We start from the raw sequence: 18,413 nt of genomic DNA, 5'->3' as shown, positions 1-18,413 counted from the left end.
TTTGACTGTTGATCCGTGGCTACTTTATTACCGTGACTTCCATCCTGCGGTTAAGGGCCCGGCCGGCCTTGGTGCTGTTGGTGGCAACCGGGTAGTCCTCGCCGTAGCCAATATGAGTCAACCGGTCTGCGCTGATGCCATAGTCGGCTATCAGGGCGTTGCGAACCACGTTGGCCCGGGCTTCGGATAGCTTCTGGTTATAGGCTTTGGTGCCAGGGCTGGAGGTGTGCCCGCCGATCTCCACCCTTACTTCCGGGTTATCCCTCAGCAACTTGGCTATGGATTCCAGAAGCTGCGCGGAATTGGGGCCGAGCTGGGCATTTCCAACGGTGAAGTTGATGTCGGTGAAGTTATACTTCTCGCCGATCTTGACCAGGTATATGGTCTGCTTCGCAAGCGGCGCGCCGCCCACGGGGTACAGGGTGAGGCTCTTGGGGTAATACCCGTCGGCTCCGGCCTGGACGTGGTACTCGCCCTGGTTCAACATGATGTTGAAGGCGCCCTTGAAGTCGGTCTTGGTGGTCTGGTACTTGCCGGTGGAATCCTTGAAGGACAGAGTGGCAACCACCGGACTGCCGGTCTTGTAGTCCATGACGTTGCCGGAGACCTCGCTGGGCGGTATGGGCGCCAGGGCCAGGGCGAAGTCCTGGATGGCCGGAATTTTCCGGTTCTTTTTGGTCAGCTGGACCGCGGCGCTACCGGGCAGGTACAGCTTGGCCTCGGCCCTGATCTCCACCGGGGCTTTCCCGATGGCGACCCCTTCCAGCCGGTATTCGCCGGCCGGGTTGCTATTGGCGGCGATTCCTCCGGCCGATACGATGGCCAGGATCCCTTTGCCGGTCGCCTTATCAGTCACCTTGCCGGTTATTATACCGGTGGCCGGGATTTTCGGACCTATTTCCGCCTTGGGCGCATAGTGCAGGCCCAGGATGGCATGCCAGTGCTCGCCGCCGCGGAAGAAGGGCAAAGCCTCACGGACGTCGGTCCGCAGGTTGTATTCGCCGCCCCCCGTGATGTTAAAGCCTGCGACATAGTACCTCAGGCCGAAGATCGCCCAGGTGGGGTTGTTCAATTCGTCGTATTCGATCAGCTCGCCGGTGGTGCTGCCGGGCTTGGGATACTTGGTGGTGTCCATCATGTATTCGGCGCTGAACCCTACATAGGGGGTCAGGTATCCCATGTCGTAGCTTAAACCGATGCCGAACGGCAGCGACATGTTCGGATAGATGTTGACCTCGGTGCTGTCGGTGGCCGAGGCATGCATCTTGTCCAGCTTATAATACATGCCGGCGTTGAAGGTGATGCAGCCGCGGCCGTCTTGGCCGAAATGCCGGTCGGCCAGCATCCGGGCGTCGATGCCGCCATTGTAAACGCGGCCCGACGGTGCGGTCTTGAAGGTGTCGGCCACGGTGGAGATGTCATAGCCGAAATAGGCGGCCAGCCACATCTTGTCGCCGGCCGGTATCGACATTTTCAAGCCCACCCGGGTGTTGCCCAAGCCGCTGGGGTTATAGGTGTACTTGGTCCCGCCTATCTCAACGTAGCTGGAAGGCATCAGGTAGTTGGTGCCCGCTGACAGCTCGAACATGTCGTTGATGCTGAAGTAGCCGGAGGGCCTGATGGCCATGTCCATGGCCCCGTTTTTAAGGCTGGTGGCGGTGGAGTCGTCTTCCCATTTCCAGGCGTACAGATAGGCTCCGATCCCGAAGTTCATCGGGCCGGCGTTCTGGGCGCTGATGGTCCGAAACATCCCGCTGCTGCCCCAGATGGTTGGCGAGGCCGAGGCCATCCCGGCCGCCAGCGCTATCAGCGCGACTAATGCGATTAGGCGTTTCATTTGGTTCTTTCCTTTTTTAGGTTGTTGTTTTTAGCCTGCGGGGATTCTTTGCCCCCGCAGGCGCTGTTGCATTTATTGTTTTGGTGCCGGTTGCCGCTGTTTACCTTACCAGCACTAACCGCTTGGTGAGGCTGGTCCCTTCATAGTTAAGCCGGTAAATGTATACCCCGGACGAAACCCTTCTTCCCTGGCGGTCGTTGCCCCTCCAGGTGATGTTATAAGACCCGGCCGGTTTTTGTCCCTGGGCCAGGGTGTTTACCAGCCGGCCGCGGATGTCGTAAATATTAAGCGAGATATTGCCGGACCGGGGAAGGGCATAGCTGATGGTTGCCAGGCCCGAGCTGGGGTTGGGCCAGCAGGGCATCAATTGTAGCTTGCCGTAGGTCAGGAGACCTTCTATCGGCTGTTCTACGCCGGTGGGTATGGTAAGGGTATTGCCTATCAATGTTACCTCGGTCTGGGCCAGCGCCCGGCCGTCCAAAGTTCCTCCGTCCTGCATCACGATCGCTGTATAGTCCAATATGTTACCCTTGAATTGAGTGGTTGATCCCAGGGTGGTCTGATCGGCCACCTGCCAGAAGATGTTCTTGGCCAGAGCGCCGCCGCTTAAGTAAACAATGGCTCCGCTGCCCACGATCAGGGTTCCATCTATCTGGAATATCCAGACATCATTGGAGTCGCCGGTTAAAGTGACGCCCGGGGCGTTTATCAGGACCCCGGTGCTCCACTTATACAGGCCGCGGACCAGGGTCTTTCCGGTAAGGTTCCCGGCATGCAGTTCGGTAAAGTCCGGCAATGTCCGTCCGGCGGCGTCGGTGAACGCGGTTTCCATGTTGCTGACGGCCGTACCCACGTAAGTCGGAGTTGGCACCTTGTAATCGGCGGCATATATCTTACCGTCCACCAGGGCTGAGGTCGAATATGCACTATCGGCGGCCATAATTAAGCCAAACCCGGTTATAGCCGTCGCGGCGATTGGACTCACCCCCATATCTCCCACTATTTGGGTGGTTCCGGTGGTTGAAATTCCGGCTTTTGACAGGATCACGAAATTACCGGCCAAACCCAAATCTACCGGAACGCGATTGGTCGTCATGCCGGTGGTAAAGCTCCAGACATAGGCGCTATCCAGCGCGTTGCCGCCCAGATCGGTGGCACCGGTCGTGATCGTGGCCGTGTAAACGGCGTTGGTATCCAGATTGCTGTAAGGAGTGAATGTCGCCGTCTTTATGCTGTCAGCATAATTCACCACACCTGCAATCGGTGTCATCCCCTGCATCAAAGTGAATGTCAGGGTGTCAATTGTGAGCGAGTCCATGGCTTCGCTGAAGGTGGCGGTGATCTTGGTGTAGATGGACACGTCTATGGTGGAATTCGGAGGATCGGTGGAGATCACCGTGGGCGGGATGCTGTCTTTGATGGTGAATACGCCATCGCTGGTATCCGCCGAACTGTTGCCGGCGCTGTCACGGACAGCCACCTTGACCAGGGCAAATGTACTGGGGGTGTTGGGCACCATCCAATTGTAGCTGGTGTCGAGCCCGGTCCAGATCAGGTCCCAGTTGGCCCCGTTGTCGGTGGAGTAGCTCACCTCGCTCTCCGTCACGCCGACGTTGTCGCTTTGGCTCCAAACTATCAGGTGGCTGGAGCCGGTGTTCCAGGTCTCGCCTCCGTTGGGCGCGACCACAGCCACTACCGGCGGCAGGGTGTCCTGGGCGGTGGTATCTACTGTGACCGGGGCGGTGAAAGCCACGGCGTCCAGGGTCACCGCGGTCTGGGCCAAAGCCCGGCCGTTAAAGGCCGCGCCGGTCATGATCACGATGGCAGTGGCGTCCAGTATGATCCCCTTGAAATCGGAGTATGTACCAAGGGTGGTTTGGCCGGCCACCTGCCAGAAGATGTTCTTGGGTTGGGCGCCGCCGCTCAATTTGATCATGGCGCCGCTGCCCAGGGTTAGGGTTTGCGCTATCTGAAATACCCAGACGGCGTTGGAGTCTCCGGCCAGGGTCAGGGTATCGTTTATCAGTACTGTGGAGCTCCAAAAATAGGTGCCGGGGTAGAGTGTCTGCCCGCTGAGAATTCCAGAGTGCAGTTCGGTGGAATCCGGGGTGCGTCCGGCAGCTACTCCGTACGCGGTTACCATGTTGCCGACCGCCACTCCCAGGTCGGTCGGGGTTGGCTCCTTGTAATTGGCGGCATAGACTTTCTCGGTCACCAAAGATGACGTCGAATATGTGCTGTCGAGGCTCATCACCAGCCCGAATGGTCCGGTGATCGTACCTGCGGCGGCCGGGCTTACTCCGATGTTTCCCGCAATTAAACTGCCGGCAGTGGTTGAAATTCCAGACTCTGCCAGGATGGCGAAATTGCCGGCCGTTCCCAGATCCACCGGGGTGGCGCCGTAGCCGTTGGTAACACACATTACCAGAGCCATAAGCGCAATGGACATTGCGGTTATGCCCTTCCTTCTGACTGTTTTGGTAGACATGATCCTGACTCCTCTTTGTATTAGTTTCTTTCTCTGATGCTTGTTGCTCTGGGGCCTAAACATTTTTTCAGCTCAAATATCGCTTGGGTGATATTTTTGATCAGGCATAATATGCTTCCTTTCCTTTCTTCTATTTATAAAATTCATTGTTTAGCAGTGCTTGCGGAGATTCAACGGCCATGACCCCCGGCCGTATAATTGCAGCCCCTGTCAATTGCCGTCCTGCTCCGGCAGCAGGGTTATTTCTATCCGACGGTTCTTGCTGCGGCCGGAGGCCGTTTTATTGCTGGCCACCGGCTGGTATTCCGACAGGCCGATGACCTGCATCCGCTCCGGCGCGATGCCGACCTTCTCCTGAAGGAAACGGACCACATTTGCCGCCCGGGCCGTGGAAAGCTCCCAATTGGTGGGATATTGCTTCTGGAGGCGGGGGTGTATCGGCACGTTGTCGGTATGACCCTCAACCCGGATGGTCTTGTTGCTGGTGTTTTTCAGAACGTTGCCTACCCTTTCCAGCACCTTTATGCCCTCCGGCGTTAATTCGGCTTCGCCCGATGGGAACAATATCTTGTCGACCATGCTTACCGACAGACGGTCGGCCAGCTGGGTGATCTTGATCTGGCCCTGCTGGATCTCATTCTTCATGTCCGCGGTCAGCTTTTCGTAAGTGCCTTTCAGCCGGGCGATCTCCTCCTCCTTTTTCAGGGAAATGACGGCTATCTTGGCCTCGAGTTCCCGCTCCAATTCCATCCTCTGCGCTTCCAGGGCATCGACCTGGAAGGTGAGATCCGTGACTGTGTTGCGCGCAGCCTCAAGCTCGTTTCGGCCGTTAAAGTAAAAATAATACGAGCTGCCGGCCAACAGCATGACCAGAACGATCACCACGGTCAATATTGCTTTCATTTTGATACCTCGTTGATCGATTTTGGTGGTCTACCATGACCCGGATCGCATTTCTCCAATGCCGAATATATAAAGCCGGCGAAAGTTTCCATCGTTCTTATTTCCTCTTGGGGCTGAAGAACAGGCCGAAAAGCCCGGCCAGGGAAGCGACCGATCCGCCTATCAGCATCCAGACCGTTTTGTCGGTGGGTGAGCCGGTAAAAAATCTTGAGACATCAGAACTGAAGGAATCACCGGCCCTGACGCCCCAAACGATCAGCAAAATCCCTACGGCCAGCAGGGCAATTGAAAGAACTTTGTACATTTGTAATGCTCCTTAAAATATTACGGCGATCAAAGCGGCTTGGGGCCGCTTTAGGATAGGCAGCAGGTTATGGGTCGAACCGGTCAAGGGGTGCAATCAAACTTGGCCGGTAAACTTCCGCCCGGGTTAAAAGAAATACCTGACCCCAAGACCGGCATCTATGCCAAAGCCCGTTGACGGCACCACTTGCAGCGCGGGAACCAGCTCCAGAAACACGTCGATCGGCGTCCGGCGAGGCAGCCACAGAATGCCCAGCACCCCGCGGACGGCAGCCGAGTTCTTGTACCCGGCCCCGGTATTGATGCGCCCGCCTATCCCGTAATAAAGCGGAAACCGCTCGCTTGAGCGAATGGCATCAAATGAGTGCCACAGGTGATCCATGTGGAAGTGGATCCGGCTCTCGCCGGTATAATAGCCGTCATACTTGGAGATCCGATCCCCGCCCAGCGACCATCCCAGGCCGAAGTCCAGGGCAGTGCGGTTCGATGTCCACAGTTTGGCGCTGAGCCCGGTCGGTTCGCCAATGATTATCCCCAGACCAAAGCGGCGTTCCTGGCTGCTGGCTCCGGTGGCGGTCAGAAACAGGACCAAGGTGATGGCGGCATAAAGAAACGATCTCATGGGGGGTGCTCCCTTCGATGTTGTTGTAGGTTACAGTATTTTGTTGCCGCGGATGATCCTTATCAGGACGGCAATGACGGCTATGACCAGAAGAATGTGGACCAAACCTCCCATGGTATGGGAAGTGACCAGCCCCAGCAACCACAAAACTACCATTATAGTGGCGATGATGAACAGCATCTTAGTTTCCTTTCATATTATCGGTTTACAAAATAATTCTAATTTTTGCCGCAATTTGGCGGTCACCCAAATGCCCTGAGCTGATCCTGCGGCAGAATTGTCCAACATTGTTATATAGCAGCTTATTCCGTGCCACATCATCGGCGGGACAAAAGATACTCGGCAGGTGACATCCTATGCCCTTGAACCGGAGCCTGATGCCTGCCTGAAAATAAATAAAATGAACGCCTGAGCAGCACCCTAAAGTGTATCATGTCCCTTAGCGTTAATGAGACACTCTTCCCGGCCCTGGCCAATAAAAAAGGGCCCGTCCTGCCTATTCCGGCAAAACAAGCCCTTTCCATGGGGTATCTTTGATTTTTAGAGCCCAGTATCGGTCATCGAATCATATCATCTGTATCATTAGCGTTAAATGATACACTTTGGCTAAATGAGACACTCGCCTTCACTTTTGGGTCAGGAACCGGTGGATGGTGGCCCGGCTGACCCCCAGGAGTTTGGCGGCCTTTAATTTATTGCCCTGGGTTTCTTCCAGGGCCGCTTCCACTGTTTTGGAGTCAAGTTTTCCCTGGCGGTTCCTGCGTTTCTTGGAACGTTTATCGGCCGGGAAGATATTTGCCGGCAGGTATTGCGGGGAGATGACCTTGCCCCGGCATTTGATTAAGGCAAATTGCAGGACGTTCTGCAATTCCCTGACATTGCCGGGCCAATGGTACCCCATCAGAATATCCAGTGCCTCCTGGGTCAGGGTTGCTTTTTCCTTTTGTGATTCTTTTGCCGACCAGTCAAGGTAGCTCTCGGCCAAAATGGGGATATCGTTAAGCCTTTCCCGCAGCGGGGGCATCTTGATCGGCACCACCGAGAGGCGGTAAAACAGGTCCTCCCGGAAACGCCCGGCTTTGATCTCCTGGGCCAGGTCCTTGTTGGTGGCGCTGATGACCCGGACGTCCACCTTTATCGTCTTTTCGGAGCCCACCGGTTCAAAGGAGCCGTTCTGGATGACCCGCAGCAATTTAACCTGCATGGCCTGGCTCAGATCGCCCACCTCGTCCAGGAAGATGGTGCCCCCGTCGGCCAGTTCAAACCGGCCTTTTTTATCGCGGATGGCGCCGGTGAAGGACCCTTTGCAATGGCCGAACAGCTCGCTTTCCAGCAGGCCGTCCGGCAGGGCGCCGCAATTTACCGGCACAAACCGTTTTTGCCGCCGCGGGCCCTCGTTGTGCAGGGCCGAGGCCACCAGTTCCTTGCCGGTCCCGCTCTCGCCCAGGATCAGGACCGGGGCGTTGGATTCTGCCAGTTCCCTGATGGTGTCGAATAATTCCACCATTTTTTCATCCCGGCCCTGTATGCCCGCAAAGGAATGTTCTATCCTCAGCCGTTGGCGCAAATAAGACACTTCGGTGATGTCCTCCACCGTCAGCACCGCCATTTTCCTATTCTCGTATTCTACCGGGGCGGCGCTGATGGAGAACATCCGTTTATGGATGTGTCCGTCGATGAAGAACTCAAAATTAGTCCTGACCCGCTGGGTTGCCCGGCCCGCCAAAGCCCCTAGGACCGTGTTGCTGATCTGGCAGTTCTTGCAGATTTCCAGGGACCCGCAGCCCTCGGGGGTCTCCTCGGCATGGGTGCACCGCAGCACGTCCCCCCAGCGGCGGTTGACGATGGCGGTTTCCGACAGGCCAAAAGTATGCTGGGCTGCCTCGTTGATGGACATTACGGTCAACTGATCGTCCATTATCAGGATGGTGCAGGGGACCGCCTCAAAGATGGTGCGGAGCTTCTGCTCCGACCGCTTGATCTCGGCTTCGGCCTGTTTGCTTCTGGTGATGTCGCGCAGGAAAACAAAAAAACGTCCTCCGTCGATGTCCGTATAATTGGCGCTGAACTCGATATCAATGATCCCGCCATTCTTGCAGCGGTGTTTGGTCTCGAACCTTTCATGGCTTATCTTATAGTCCGGCGCCCCCCCCTTGGCCGAGTGGCGCTGCCGGTATTTGGCGGCGACCCGGCCGTTCTTTTGCAGCTCTCTGGCTGCAGTGGTGGCTGAGGGGGGATTCAGCGGGACAGCCGTCTCTATTAGTTTGCGGATATGAGCGGCGGTATCTTCTTTGTTTTCGCCGGCGTCCACATCCTGAATGTTCATTTTTAAAAGTTCCCGGCGGCGGTACCCTGTCATTTTACAATAGGCGTCATTGACGTTCAGAAAGCGGCCCTGCCTATCGGTGATCCAAAATCCGTCCATGGCGGTCTGGATTATGGACTGGGCCTGCAGTTCCAGATGCTTGCGGTCGGTGATGTCGCGGATATTGCATTGGATCACCCTGGTGTGATCGACCGTATAGACATTGCTGACAAATTCCACCTGGATGGCCCTTCCATCCTTGGTCTCCAAAGGCAGGTCTTCGTAGCGGATGAATTTTTTCTTCTGCAATTCCAGAAAGGCCCGGCGGCTTTCCGGAACATCCTTGAAAGGGCCGATCTCCCAAAGACGCTTGCCCAGGAACTCCCCGTGGGAATAACCCAGCATGGCCACCAAAAACGGATTGACATCGGTGATGCGCCCGGTCAGGGCGTCCAGGATCAGGATCCCGTCCTGGGCTGTTTCAAACAGCCGCCGGTAGCGGGTCTCCGAATCCTTCAGCAGTGCTAAAGCCTGCTTGGCCGCCGAATCATCGGCCAGCTGTTTTTCCGTCTTACCTTTCATGGAACATCCCCCTGTTGGGTAATTTAGCTCGCGTTGTCCATATCTTGAATTTTGCCTTAGAATTACAAGTATTCGCTGTTGGTTGCCAGATCCCGCCCCTAATATGGACTCTACCCATTGGATCGGTCATATCCTGAATTATCGTAACCGAATCCTTTTTCCCTAATAAATGATACACCCAATGTTTGGTAAAAGTCAACTAAAAAAAGCTTCTCCCGATATTTTGGGATGAAGCTTTTTCTGGGAATCCTCTTTAAAACGGGAAACTCTGATGCCCCTGCCGCCGCAATACTTTGCTTGATTGCCGGGTCACGCGTTACTGATGGATGACATCCAGAACACCGCTTTTCAGGGCATACCAGACCACCTGCAGAAAGGTGTCCCCTGGTTTTCTCCGGTAGCTCACCCGGCCCACCTTCATCGGAGCTGATTGCTCCGGAGAGTTGGTGCCCCGGATCTTGAACTGGTTGGCCAGGAACGAGGCAATGCGGTTGCCCAACCCCTTCTGGGAACCGGTTGTTTTGTCAAGCACCGCGATCGTCAGGTCGCTGAAGTTAGCCCTGACCCTGCCGCGGGCGCGGCCGGAGGCCACGTCGATCTCGAACTCCGCCCTTTCTACCCGTCCGGAGCTGATGTCGTAGTGCTCCACAATACTAAGGAATGGCCCCAGACGGGTCAGGTCCATCGCGCCCAGCGAACCGGAACACTTGAACGAAAGGTCTGTTGAAGCGGCCGGGATCGCCAGCGTCATTTTAAGAAGTCCGGCATCCATCATTTTTCCCTGGGCCCGGAGGACTATGGAATCATCCGCTTGGCCCCGGTTGGTGATGCCCTCGGCGTTCAGATCGACCTCGGTGAAGGTCAGCACTCCGGGCGCGGCTCCGGATGCCACCCGGTCGCGATAGGCCACCCAGCCGCCGGTGATGCTCAGGCTGTCGACCCGTACCGGCAGCCGGATGGCGGCCAGCGCCTGGTTCACCATCAGGGGGCTCTTGACAAAAGGCCCGGACGGCTTTTCATGGTAGGCAAAAGCGTCAAAGGCGGGGCGGATAAAAATGACCGACCTGGCCCGGTAGGATTTGCCCTGAAGGATTTCCCCGACGTCCAGCCCCGATATCCGGCATTCCGGGACGGTCACGGTGTACCGGGTGGTCCTAAAAGGGTTGGCCGCGCAGATCTCTTCATCCCCGGCCAAAGGCGAAAGCTCAATTCCTTCGGCGGTCAACTCTGAGTTAGGCGCCATAGCCTGCAGCCTTTTACAGCGTATCCCATAACGAGACCGGAGAAATTCCATATCAAGTTTCGAAGCATCCAGGCCGGCGTTGGCCATGGCATCGACCAAAGCAGACTTTCCCAAAAGGAACTGCGACCATCGGACGCCAGTCAGCGAGATCCGCCCGGCCTTATAGGTTGAATTGGCCGTGCTCAGGGTAACGGATCGGGCCACCAGGCGGTTGGGACCGACGACGTAATACAGTTTGCCTATCCGCAGTGTGGACCCGGGATGGGTTGCGGCATAGTTATGCTCCAACTTCCTTTTCCCATATCCGTTCAACAGCGCTCCATTGAAGATAAGAAGGAGCGCCGCACCTGCCAAGACGGCACCGCCTAGACCATAGCCCGCATAGGTCATCAGCCTGCGCAGCTTATGGCCCCGGCTGTTCTCCGCCTCTGGCTGGCGGGGTCGGTCATCCGGGTGGCCACTATAATTCATCGATAATTCCTGCTTTTTTATTGGAAAGGCACCGTTTCCGGTTTGCCGAAGATAAAATCGCTGAAGCCAAAATCCGTCGTCCGGAAGGCATTGAACTTGAAGATATTGTAACCGCTTCCGGGGATCGAGGGATAATACGCGATGGAGAATTGAAAGTTGTTCAAGACCAGGTATTCGTTTTTGATCAAAGCCCCTATTCCCAGTTGTGAGGACACCCGGCTGTATTTGAATCCGGACGCAGCATTGCCCAGCATGCCGAGCGACCCGGTCAGGTATGGTCCGAACCGGAATCCCACCAGGTTCCAGGGGGCATAGGATTGGGTCTGGAGCGTCAAGACGATCTTTTGGGTGCCCCGCGAAGAACCGCTGAAACCACGGATGCCGTTCTCATCGTTGATGGTCAGGCTGTCGGAGGAAAATCGATGCGCCCCCCAGGTGACCTGGGGTTTGACGAACTGCCGGATCCGCCAGGACCCGGTCTCCAGCAGATTGCTGAAATAGTTGACTCCGCCGGCAAAAACGCCCTGCTCCAAGGATCTTCCCCGGATAAATGTCCCGTACTCCAGGGTGGAGCTCAAATATCCCCAGCCGTGATAATTGCCGAAGGAGGTGCGCCAGCCCAGGTACAGGCGGCCGGCGGCATCGATGGTCTGGTAACCTCCTGTTAGGCCGTAGACCGCCCCGACCGGCACATATTCGACCCCACCGTAATTATAAATATAATTGTCCCGGAAGTATTTACGCATCGAGATCCCCAGACCCGCCAGATAAAGGTCCTGGTTGGCATAATGATGGAACGAGTCTGGCATTTCATATGGTTTCTCAAGATACCGGATCCGTAAATAACGCCCGGCCACGATGGCATTCGTCGTCCTGTCATTTTCGGTCTTCCCCTTGAATATCCTGTTGGCATTCCCGGCCCAGTAGTCCTGGATGTTGTATTTTATATCCTGCCTTTGGTGTTCCGGCAGGGCATCGGCCAGGGCATCTTTTTGAAATTGCTGGGACAGGTTCAATCCCGCCGCCCACCGGGCAAAGGGGGAATAAAACGGACGTTCCACCGCCACACTCCTGCCCGAATTCCCGTTTTCGTCGCTGTTATAATGGAGCACTGTGCTGATGTGCGAATTTCGGACATTGGGAATATAATAGTTCGCGGTCAAGGCATTCTTTTTAGTGGAACGGTTCCAGGTATACCTGTTTTGCAGCTCATGCCCGAAACCAATAAAGTCCTTTTCAGTGAAGCCGGCGGCTGCGTGCGAGGAGGTAAGCGAGCCGTTCAGATAAATGCTCCATTTGTCCAAAACCCGGATATTGACATCCACCGAATCGGCCGTTTCACCCGCGGGGGTAAAAGAGAAGACGACTTCGCGGACATAGGACTGGCTGAGGATCAACCGCTCGGATTCCTTTGCCAGCAAGGAGTCCAGCGGTTCGTTCCTGCGGATAAGTAAAATGTTACTGATGGTCATTCCCTGGGTCTTGACATGCAGCGCATTCCCCGACCTAAACAGTATGTTCTGGGGCAGGGCCGCAGTGTCCTTGGCCGAGAAACCGAACGGATCCAGGGTGACAATGTTAATGTCACGGATGATCTTGCCTTCATAGTCGGCATAGGGCACATGCAAAAGCAGGGGAAGCTTTTTCTTGGCGGGGCTGGAAGCTACCGGCTTGAACACCAGGCCATAGACAAACCTGGTGAATTTGGATTTTTTTGAAAATGTTTCAATGTCTCCGTAAACGGTGGCTGTATCCGCTTTAAAGGAGGTGGGTTGGGCTAAGGCCTGAAGGTCCAGCCCGATCACTAAACATACCACTAAAAGTATTTCAAATCTCGGCCGGCATTTTCTTATGATTACGGAACAGTTGGTAACCATTGTTTTTTCAGGCCGAGCCGGCGTCAGGCCTGCCTTTTGAATATATGCCGATGGCGGGCTGGTGATGCCTGTCCCGCCCGGCCAGGACCAGGCCGGCATAGGCATACATTTTTCAGGGCCAACTTCAATTGTTCTTTCCATTTGGTTGGTAAAGGTTATTTTAAAGTAACGGTCAATTAATCATACCTGGACCTTGTTTTGAAGTACCCCCGTTAATTGTGCCTATTGAAAATAATACTGATAGGCCTTTCAAGTGAAAGTGAATTATTTTATTTTACAGTTTAATATAATCAAAATCAAGCAAAATCTGATCCCCTAACGGATCTAAGTCTTATGTAATGAAGACAATTATAATGAAACCTTAGCCACTCGCCGCATCTCAATCCTTGTCTCATCCCGTAAAATCAAGCTTTGCGGCGCCAGCCGGAGGAGTCAGATTGAAATACCAGGGCCCGCAGGTATAATGCCTATGGGCTTTTTGTTTTGCAGGATCTGTGGTAACAGGGATACAACTTCCCCTTGGTTGCCGATCAAGTCCTTCTATCCTCCGGCCTTCCCGTATAAACCACCCGGACCGAGCATAAGACATTCATCCGGACCATCGTAAAGAAGATCATGGTTAACAAACCGCAAGTCTCAATCAATTACACCATCGCAACTTATAAAAGCAACACGGAACCACTAAACATAGCGGTTCCGTGTATTATACGATCTGGCTCCAGCGGTAGGGCTCGAACCTACAACAACCCGGTTAACAGCCGGGAGCTCTACCATTGAGCTACGCTGGAATATCTTTAACAGGGTCAATTATATTTTATTTTCGCGGTTATGTCAAGATTTTTATGCCCAGGAAGACTACCTTAAAACCATGATCTTTTTAGACGACTGGTTCCAGCCGGTGGTCATCAGGGCGATGTACAGGCCGCCGGGAACCGGCTGCCCCCGGTCATCCTTCAGGTCCCAAAAGGCCGGTCTCTGGGTGTCATCGCGTTCGAACGATATGGGATAAGACCCCAGAAGGCTTCCCAATTCCAACTTTCGCACCATCCTTCCGTCCAGGGTATAAACCCTGATGGTGACGGCATAGGAGTCCTGAAGCAGATAGAACGGCAGATACACCCCGCCGTCGCTGGCTTTGACCGGGTTGGGATAGGGGTCAAGCAATTGATCCTTCTCCGGCAAGGCTATTTCCGGGTAAACGATCTCGGGGGCGGAATGATACAGGGCCGCGATCCCGTCCGGGACCCCCCAACCCAGGCGGTAGACATCATAAAGATCATAGGTTGCGCCGTCGCTGACGTAATACTTATGGTCGGTGGCAAGGCCGGAAAATCCGGGATTGTGATTGGGATAAACTCCCAGCGTAATATCCAATGATTCCGGCACACCAAAAAAAGCGTCCACGGTGTTCTTATTGCTGCCGCTGTATTTTAAGGCGTTGATGACATCCTGCGGCCCCCAGGAGGGATGGGCCTCCAGCAGCAGGGCGCACAATCCGGCCGTCAGGACGGTGGCTCCGGAGGTGCCGATGGAGCTGGCGTAACGGTTGAAATTTCCGTCATCATCCGGTTCGTTGTAGGCATAGTAATTCTGCCAGGATGAGGCGATCTCGGGTTTGATGCGCCTGATATAAGCCGAATCGGTCCTGCCGGTCGGCAGGATCTTTATGCTGTCGGAGGCCGGGCCGGCAGCCGCGCCAGTCACCCTCTCCCCGCTGGAGCCCACCGGATCGGCCCATTGCATGTTGGTGGCCCAAACTCCGCCCACCGATAAAATTCCCTCAGCATCAGCCGGGGTGGCAATGCAGGTGTCGGGGCGGCCGGTTAAGCCGGTCAGGGAAGTGTTGACATTGCCCAGCGAATTGAGCACTAAAACCCCGCGGGCGGCCGCACTGTCAAGGATGATGGCGCTCAGGGTGGTCTTGCCGTCCATCTGGCCATAGGAATATGAGGCGGCGTCGGACCAGTGCCTATAGCCCAGCGAACTGGAGATGATGTCGGCGCCCACGCTGTCGGCCGCCCACTGGACCGCCGCCACGAACCAATCCTCCTCCTGCCGGAAATCGCCGCCAAAGTACCTTTCGGTCTTGGCCAGAATGAAATCGGCATTATAAGCGCTGCCGATCAGGCTGCCCGGCTTGTATCCGCCGGCGATGGACAGCATGCCGGTGCCATGCCAGGTCTGGCTATAGGACGAATCCTGATCGATCTCAAAGGAAGTTATGGTATCCGGTTCGCCTCCGGCCAGAACCCTTTGGAAATCACGTTCCGCTGCCACTTTGACCCGAAGCAGGGACTCGTGCCAGCGGTCGAATCCGGTATCGATGATGGTCAATCTCACCCCCCGTCCGGAATATCCCTTCTTATGAAGCTGATCCACTTTCATGAGCTGTATCTGGGCCTGGGAACTGCCGTAATCGACCGCCGTGGCTGATTTCGGAAGCAGGCCGGGAGCTGCTGGCTTTTCGGACGGTTTTTTCAGGGTAAGCACCTGGTCGATCTTCTCGACCTTATCAATTCCACCTATCAGGGCCACCTGCCGGGCGGTGGCCCTTACGCTGACCGCGTTAAGCCAGGGGCTGATCACCCGGATCTCCGACCCGGTCCCCCGGATCGCTTCAAGGCATCCGCGGCTGACCGGCAGATCGCCGTAGGACAGCTCCCGGCCGATCTTGGCCCGCCGTTTAACGGCGTTTTCATTAAGCCCCGGAAAATTTTTCGCCGGCCCCTTGTCCCCGAAGAACACCCAGCACAGCAAGGTATCAGATGGCTTCCCCCCGGCAATCTTTTTTTTCAGGGATGGTGTCAATTTGCTTTGCCCAGCAGCAACAAAGGCGGCTGACAGCGTTATCAGGGCGGTGCCTATAATAATTATTTTTTTCATGCTTGCTTTGATAAGATTACGGCAAAACACCGAAGAATTTATCTTCGGTGCTATTTTTTTTTGCCGAAAAGGCCCCCCAGCATGCCCTTTTTCTCCGGTTCCGGGGGCTTGGGCGCTTCCGGTTTGGGCTGGGGTCTGGCAGCCGCCGGCGGGGTCGGTTTCAGCGGCGGGGGCGGCTCGACCGGCTTGGGTTTGGCCACCTGCTTAAGCAGGCCGGAGGAAACCAGCCCGTAAAGGACCTTGCAGGTCTCGAAGTCGCCCATGTGGCTTTCTTTGATCATTTGGTTGATGCTGCGGGAACCGTCCACCAGCGCCAGCACCCGCCATTCGGCCGGCTCCAGCTTGATGTCCTCGGTCCCGGCCGCCGGGTTCTCCTCGATGGCCAGGACCAGATCCAGGCTGGGAAGCAGCTTCTGAATATCCTGCCACTCGTCTATCTGGCGGGCAGCCTCCAGCACCAGATGCTGGAGCGGGGACTTGATGCTGTGCTGGTCGGTGGTCACATCGGGCTTGAAGGCAAAAGAGCCCTGCCGCCAGCGCAGTATGCGATTGACCGCCTCGTCTCCCCGGATATCGGTTGCCATGGCATGGACCGCGGCGCCCTCATTGAAGAAAATGCTTCCGGCATCTCTGCCGGCTTCGACCTCCAGGGCCCCGGTCTTTTTGCCCATCTGGATCAGTTGCAGAATATCGGATAGATCGAAATCCTGTAGATTGCCTTCCAAACCCATTGTCAAAACCCGCTGCTTTATATTAATCAATTGATTGTAAACAGAACAGTCCCTGCGGCCGCCCCCAGAATATCAGCGGCCAGATCCTTAAAGCTGAAACGATCTCCCTTTTGGGCCCCGTCATGTAATTCCTTGACCATCCCCAGGGACAGGGAAAAGGCCACCGCAGTGTTTCTGGCCCGAACTGGGGGCTCAGCACTTTCAGCCTCCAGCCAGTGATTGGCAAGCCCCACGGCAGCCAGGCTTACGGCAAAATGGGACAGCTTGTCCCGCCCCAGCCAGCTGTCGGCAAACCCGGCCTTTTCCGCTGTTTGGCCGTTCAGAACAGCAGCAGAACCACAAAGCACCAGGACCGCAGGCAGGAATAATTTTATCTTCGGTCTCAAAATCCCAGGCCCAGAGAAAATCGATGGGAGGTGCCCAGGTCATAACGGCTGGGAACAAAGGCATAGTCAAATTCGTAGCTGCGCCACCGGCAGCCCATGCCCAGGCTGTAGGTCTCGGTATCGCGGCCGGTCTTATATCCCATCCGGAGGGCCAGTTGGTCCCTCCATATAAACTCTCCGCCCCATCTGGACTGCCACCCTCCATCGATCGGTTTGGCAAGGTCGGCCGCCGCAGTGAATCTGCCGTGATAAACGATCCAGGGCAGTTTATAGGCTGCCCCCAGTTTGAAAGTGGTGGGCTGCTTAAAGAGGTTCCCGGCCATCTGCATCCTGGGCCCGATATTGTCGGCCGTGCCGGCCAGAGAAAGAGCCCCCTTAAGGAGGTTGAAATTAAGCCCGGCCTGAAGGCTGTGCCCGTATGCCGAGTTCAGGTAGATTTTCTCATACAGCCGCCGGTAGGACAGCCCTGCTGACAACAGCGGTGACGGGGCAAAGGCATACGACAGGCTGCCGAAAAAATCATAGGCCTGGTAGAAATCCACGGGATCCAGGCTGGGGATATCCTCCCGGAGGGGGATATCGCCGGCCGACAACAGCCGCCCGCCCAGCCCCAGGCGGTGTTTCCCGAATCCGGTGGCGTAATAGATCTCGTCCACCGAGGTCTCGGCTATCCAGGCGTTATGCTGGAAATGGAACGAGTTCTTCCGGGGCAGCTGGGCCAGACGGGCCGGATTCCAGTAACAGGCCGTGGCATCATCCACCAGGGCGATCCCGGCTTCGGCCATTCCGGCGGTCCTGGCCCCGGCCCCGATCTTGAGGAACGACATGGCGGTGCTCCCGGCCAGGGGATAAACTTCCGCCAAAACATTACCGGCAGTGGCAAAAACAAACAGGGCTAAAAACAGACGGCCTAGATATCTTATCATGACAGCCTCGTAAAAGCTTTCCGGTTAAATGGTGATTACCTACCTTGAATTTTCCGTTACAATACTCCTTACTAATAACCCAAAAGCTTGTTTGCTAAAACCGCCTGTTCCAGGGATAGGCATTGTACGAGTATGGGTCCGCCTGGTTATACTGGAACTCTATCAGGAAACTCTTGCTGGGCTGGTATTTCATGCCGAACGACGGCAGGAGCATTCCCTGATTATTATTGCTGTTCTGCAAAGATGTTAGGCTGTTGAATTGATTCGGGGTGAAACGATAGGCCAGATCCAGGTTCAGTTCCAGCTTGTCGGTCAGCCGGTAGCTCATGGAATTGCGGTAGAGATTGCTCACCAGGCTGCCCCGGCCGGTGCTGAGATAATTCATTGAGAAACTCTGCCGCATGGAAAGCCGGCTCATGTCAATAAGGTTATTGTTGAACAGGCTGCTGTATGACGGGAGGGCGATCCCGCTGTAGGACTGGGCCGAAACCAGGCTGGCAGCCAGACAGAGAAAAATCACGATGGAAACGAGCCTTTTCATTTTTTCCCTCCTTCGCTGGTGGCGCTTTTGTTTTCAGCTTTTGCCGGGGTGCCGCCGGATTCGGATTTGGCCTGCCGCCGGTACTCGCTGCTGCGGTTATCAGTGATGTAAAATCCTGATCCCTTGAACAACAGGCCAACCCCCGCACCCAGCAGGCGTTCCACCTTGCCGCCGCATTGGGGACATTTCTTCAAGGGCTTGTCCTTTATGGATTGGAACTGCTCAAAACGGTGCTGGCATATATTGCACTCATATTCGTAGGTAGGCATAAAACTCCCGATGTTATCTCATAAGTATACTAACTAAAATGCCTTA

General features: G+C 55.5%; 15 protein-coding genes and 1 tRNA gene. All 16 read right to left on the bottom strand.

Going from position 1 to position 18,413, the window contains the following annotated elements:
* Nucleotides 1-19 precede the first annotated feature (19 nt).
* The 16 genes from RDU76_09560 to RDU76_09485 all read right to left on the bottom strand — a co-directional run bounded on the left by RDU76_09560 (nucleotide 20) and on the right by RDU76_09485 (nucleotide 18,367).
* Complete coding sequence (locus RDU76_09560) at nucleotides 20-1,837, bottom strand: OmpA family protein (protein MDQ7799168.1); 1,818 nt, start codon at nucleotides 1,835-1,837, stop codon at nucleotides 20-22.
* A gap of 100 nt (nucleotides 1,838-1,937) precedes the next feature.
* Nucleotides 1,938-4,325 carry an ice-binding family protein gene (locus tag RDU76_09555; protein ID MDQ7799167.1) on the bottom strand — a complete coding sequence of 796 codons (2,388 nt, stop codon included), beginning with the start codon at nucleotides 4,323-4,325 and terminating at the stop codon, nucleotides 1,938-1,940.
* A gap of 210 nt (nucleotides 4,326-4,535) precedes the next feature.
* Nucleotides 4,536-5,228, bottom strand: a complete 693-nt coding sequence (locus RDU76_09550; GenBank protein MDQ7799166.1) for an OmpA family protein — start codon at nucleotides 5,226-5,228, stop codon at nucleotides 4,536-4,538.
* A gap of 97 nt (nucleotides 5,229-5,325) precedes the next feature.
* Nucleotides 5,326-5,532: a DUF3185 family protein gene (locus tag RDU76_09545; GenBank protein MDQ7799165.1), complete on the bottom strand. Its 207-nt coding sequence runs from the start codon at nucleotides 5,530-5,532 to the stop codon at nucleotides 5,326-5,328.
* 126 nt (nucleotides 5,533-5,658) lie between these two features.
* A complete protein-coding gene (locus tag RDU76_09540; protein MDQ7799164.1) occupies nucleotides 5,659-6,153 on the bottom strand; it encodes a hypothetical protein in 495 nt (164 codons plus the stop codon).
* Nucleotides 6,154-6,183: 30 nt separating this feature from the next.
* The gene (locus tag RDU76_09535) at nucleotides 6,184-6,333 is read right to left on the bottom strand and encodes a lmo0937 family membrane protein (protein MDQ7799163.1); all 150 of its coding nucleotides are present in this window, start codon (nucleotides 6,331-6,333) and stop codon (nucleotides 6,184-6,186) included.
* 445 nt (nucleotides 6,334-6,778) lie between these two features.
* Nucleotides 6,779-9,040, bottom strand: coding sequence for a sigma 54-interacting transcriptional regulator (locus tag RDU76_09530; GenBank protein MDQ7799162.1), 2,262 nt, complete (start codon nucleotides 9,038-9,040; stop codon nucleotides 6,779-6,781).
* A 316-nt stretch (nucleotides 9,041-9,356) separates the two neighbouring features.
* The gene (locus RDU76_09525; protein MDQ7799161.1) at nucleotides 9,357-10,754 is read right to left on the bottom strand and encodes a DUF748 domain-containing protein; all 1,398 of its coding nucleotides are present in this window, start codon (nucleotides 10,752-10,754) and stop codon (nucleotides 9,357-9,359) included.
* A 17-nt stretch (nucleotides 10,755-10,771) separates the two neighbouring features.
* Nucleotides 10,772-12,571: a hypothetical protein gene (locus RDU76_09520; protein MDQ7799160.1), complete on the bottom strand. Its 1,800-nt coding sequence runs from the start codon at nucleotides 12,569-12,571 to the stop codon at nucleotides 10,772-10,774.
* A 773-nt stretch (nucleotides 12,572-13,344) separates the two neighbouring features.
* Nucleotides 13,345-13,419 (bottom strand) — tRNA-Asn (locus tag RDU76_09515).
* 67 nt (nucleotides 13,420-13,486) lie between these two features.
* On the bottom strand, nucleotides 13,487-15,514 hold the full coding sequence (locus RDU76_09510; protein MDQ7799159.1) for a S8 family serine peptidase: 2,028 nt from the start codon (nucleotides 15,512-15,514) through the stop codon (nucleotides 13,487-13,489).
* Between the two features lie 50 nt (nucleotides 15,515-15,564).
* Entirely contained in the window at nucleotides 15,565-16,245 is a 681-nt protein-coding gene (locus RDU76_09505) for a DUF4388 domain-containing protein (GenBank protein MDQ7799158.1), read from the bottom strand.
* A gap of 26 nt (nucleotides 16,246-16,271) precedes the next feature.
* A complete protein-coding gene (locus RDU76_09500; protein ID MDQ7799157.1) occupies nucleotides 16,272-16,631 on the bottom strand; it encodes a DUF2279 domain-containing protein in 360 nt (119 codons plus the stop codon).
* Nucleotides 16,628-17,557: a PorV/PorQ family protein gene (locus RDU76_09495; protein MDQ7799156.1), complete on the bottom strand. Its 930-nt coding sequence runs from the start codon at nucleotides 17,555-17,557 to the stop codon at nucleotides 16,628-16,630. The genes RDU76_09500 and RDU76_09495 overlap by 4 nt, the downstream gene beginning before the upstream one ends.
* 94 nt (nucleotides 17,558-17,651) lie before the next feature.
* A complete protein-coding gene (locus tag RDU76_09490; protein ID MDQ7799155.1) occupies nucleotides 17,652-18,098 on the bottom strand; it encodes a hypothetical protein in 447 nt (148 codons plus the stop codon).
* The gene (locus RDU76_09485; GenBank protein MDQ7799154.1) at nucleotides 18,095-18,367 is read right to left on the bottom strand and encodes a zinc ribbon domain-containing protein; all 273 of its coding nucleotides are present in this window, start codon (nucleotides 18,365-18,367) and stop codon (nucleotides 18,095-18,097) included. The genes RDU76_09490 and RDU76_09485 overlap by 4 nt, the downstream gene beginning before the upstream one ends.
* Nucleotides 18,368-18,413 lie beyond the last annotated feature (46 nt).

The sequence above is a fragment of the Candidatus Edwardsbacteria bacterium genome (assembly GCA_031082425.1).
GTDB lineage: Bacteria > Edwardsbacteria > AC1 > AC1 > EtOH8 > UBA2226.
This window is presented reverse-complemented; position numbering and strand designations above follow the sequence as displayed.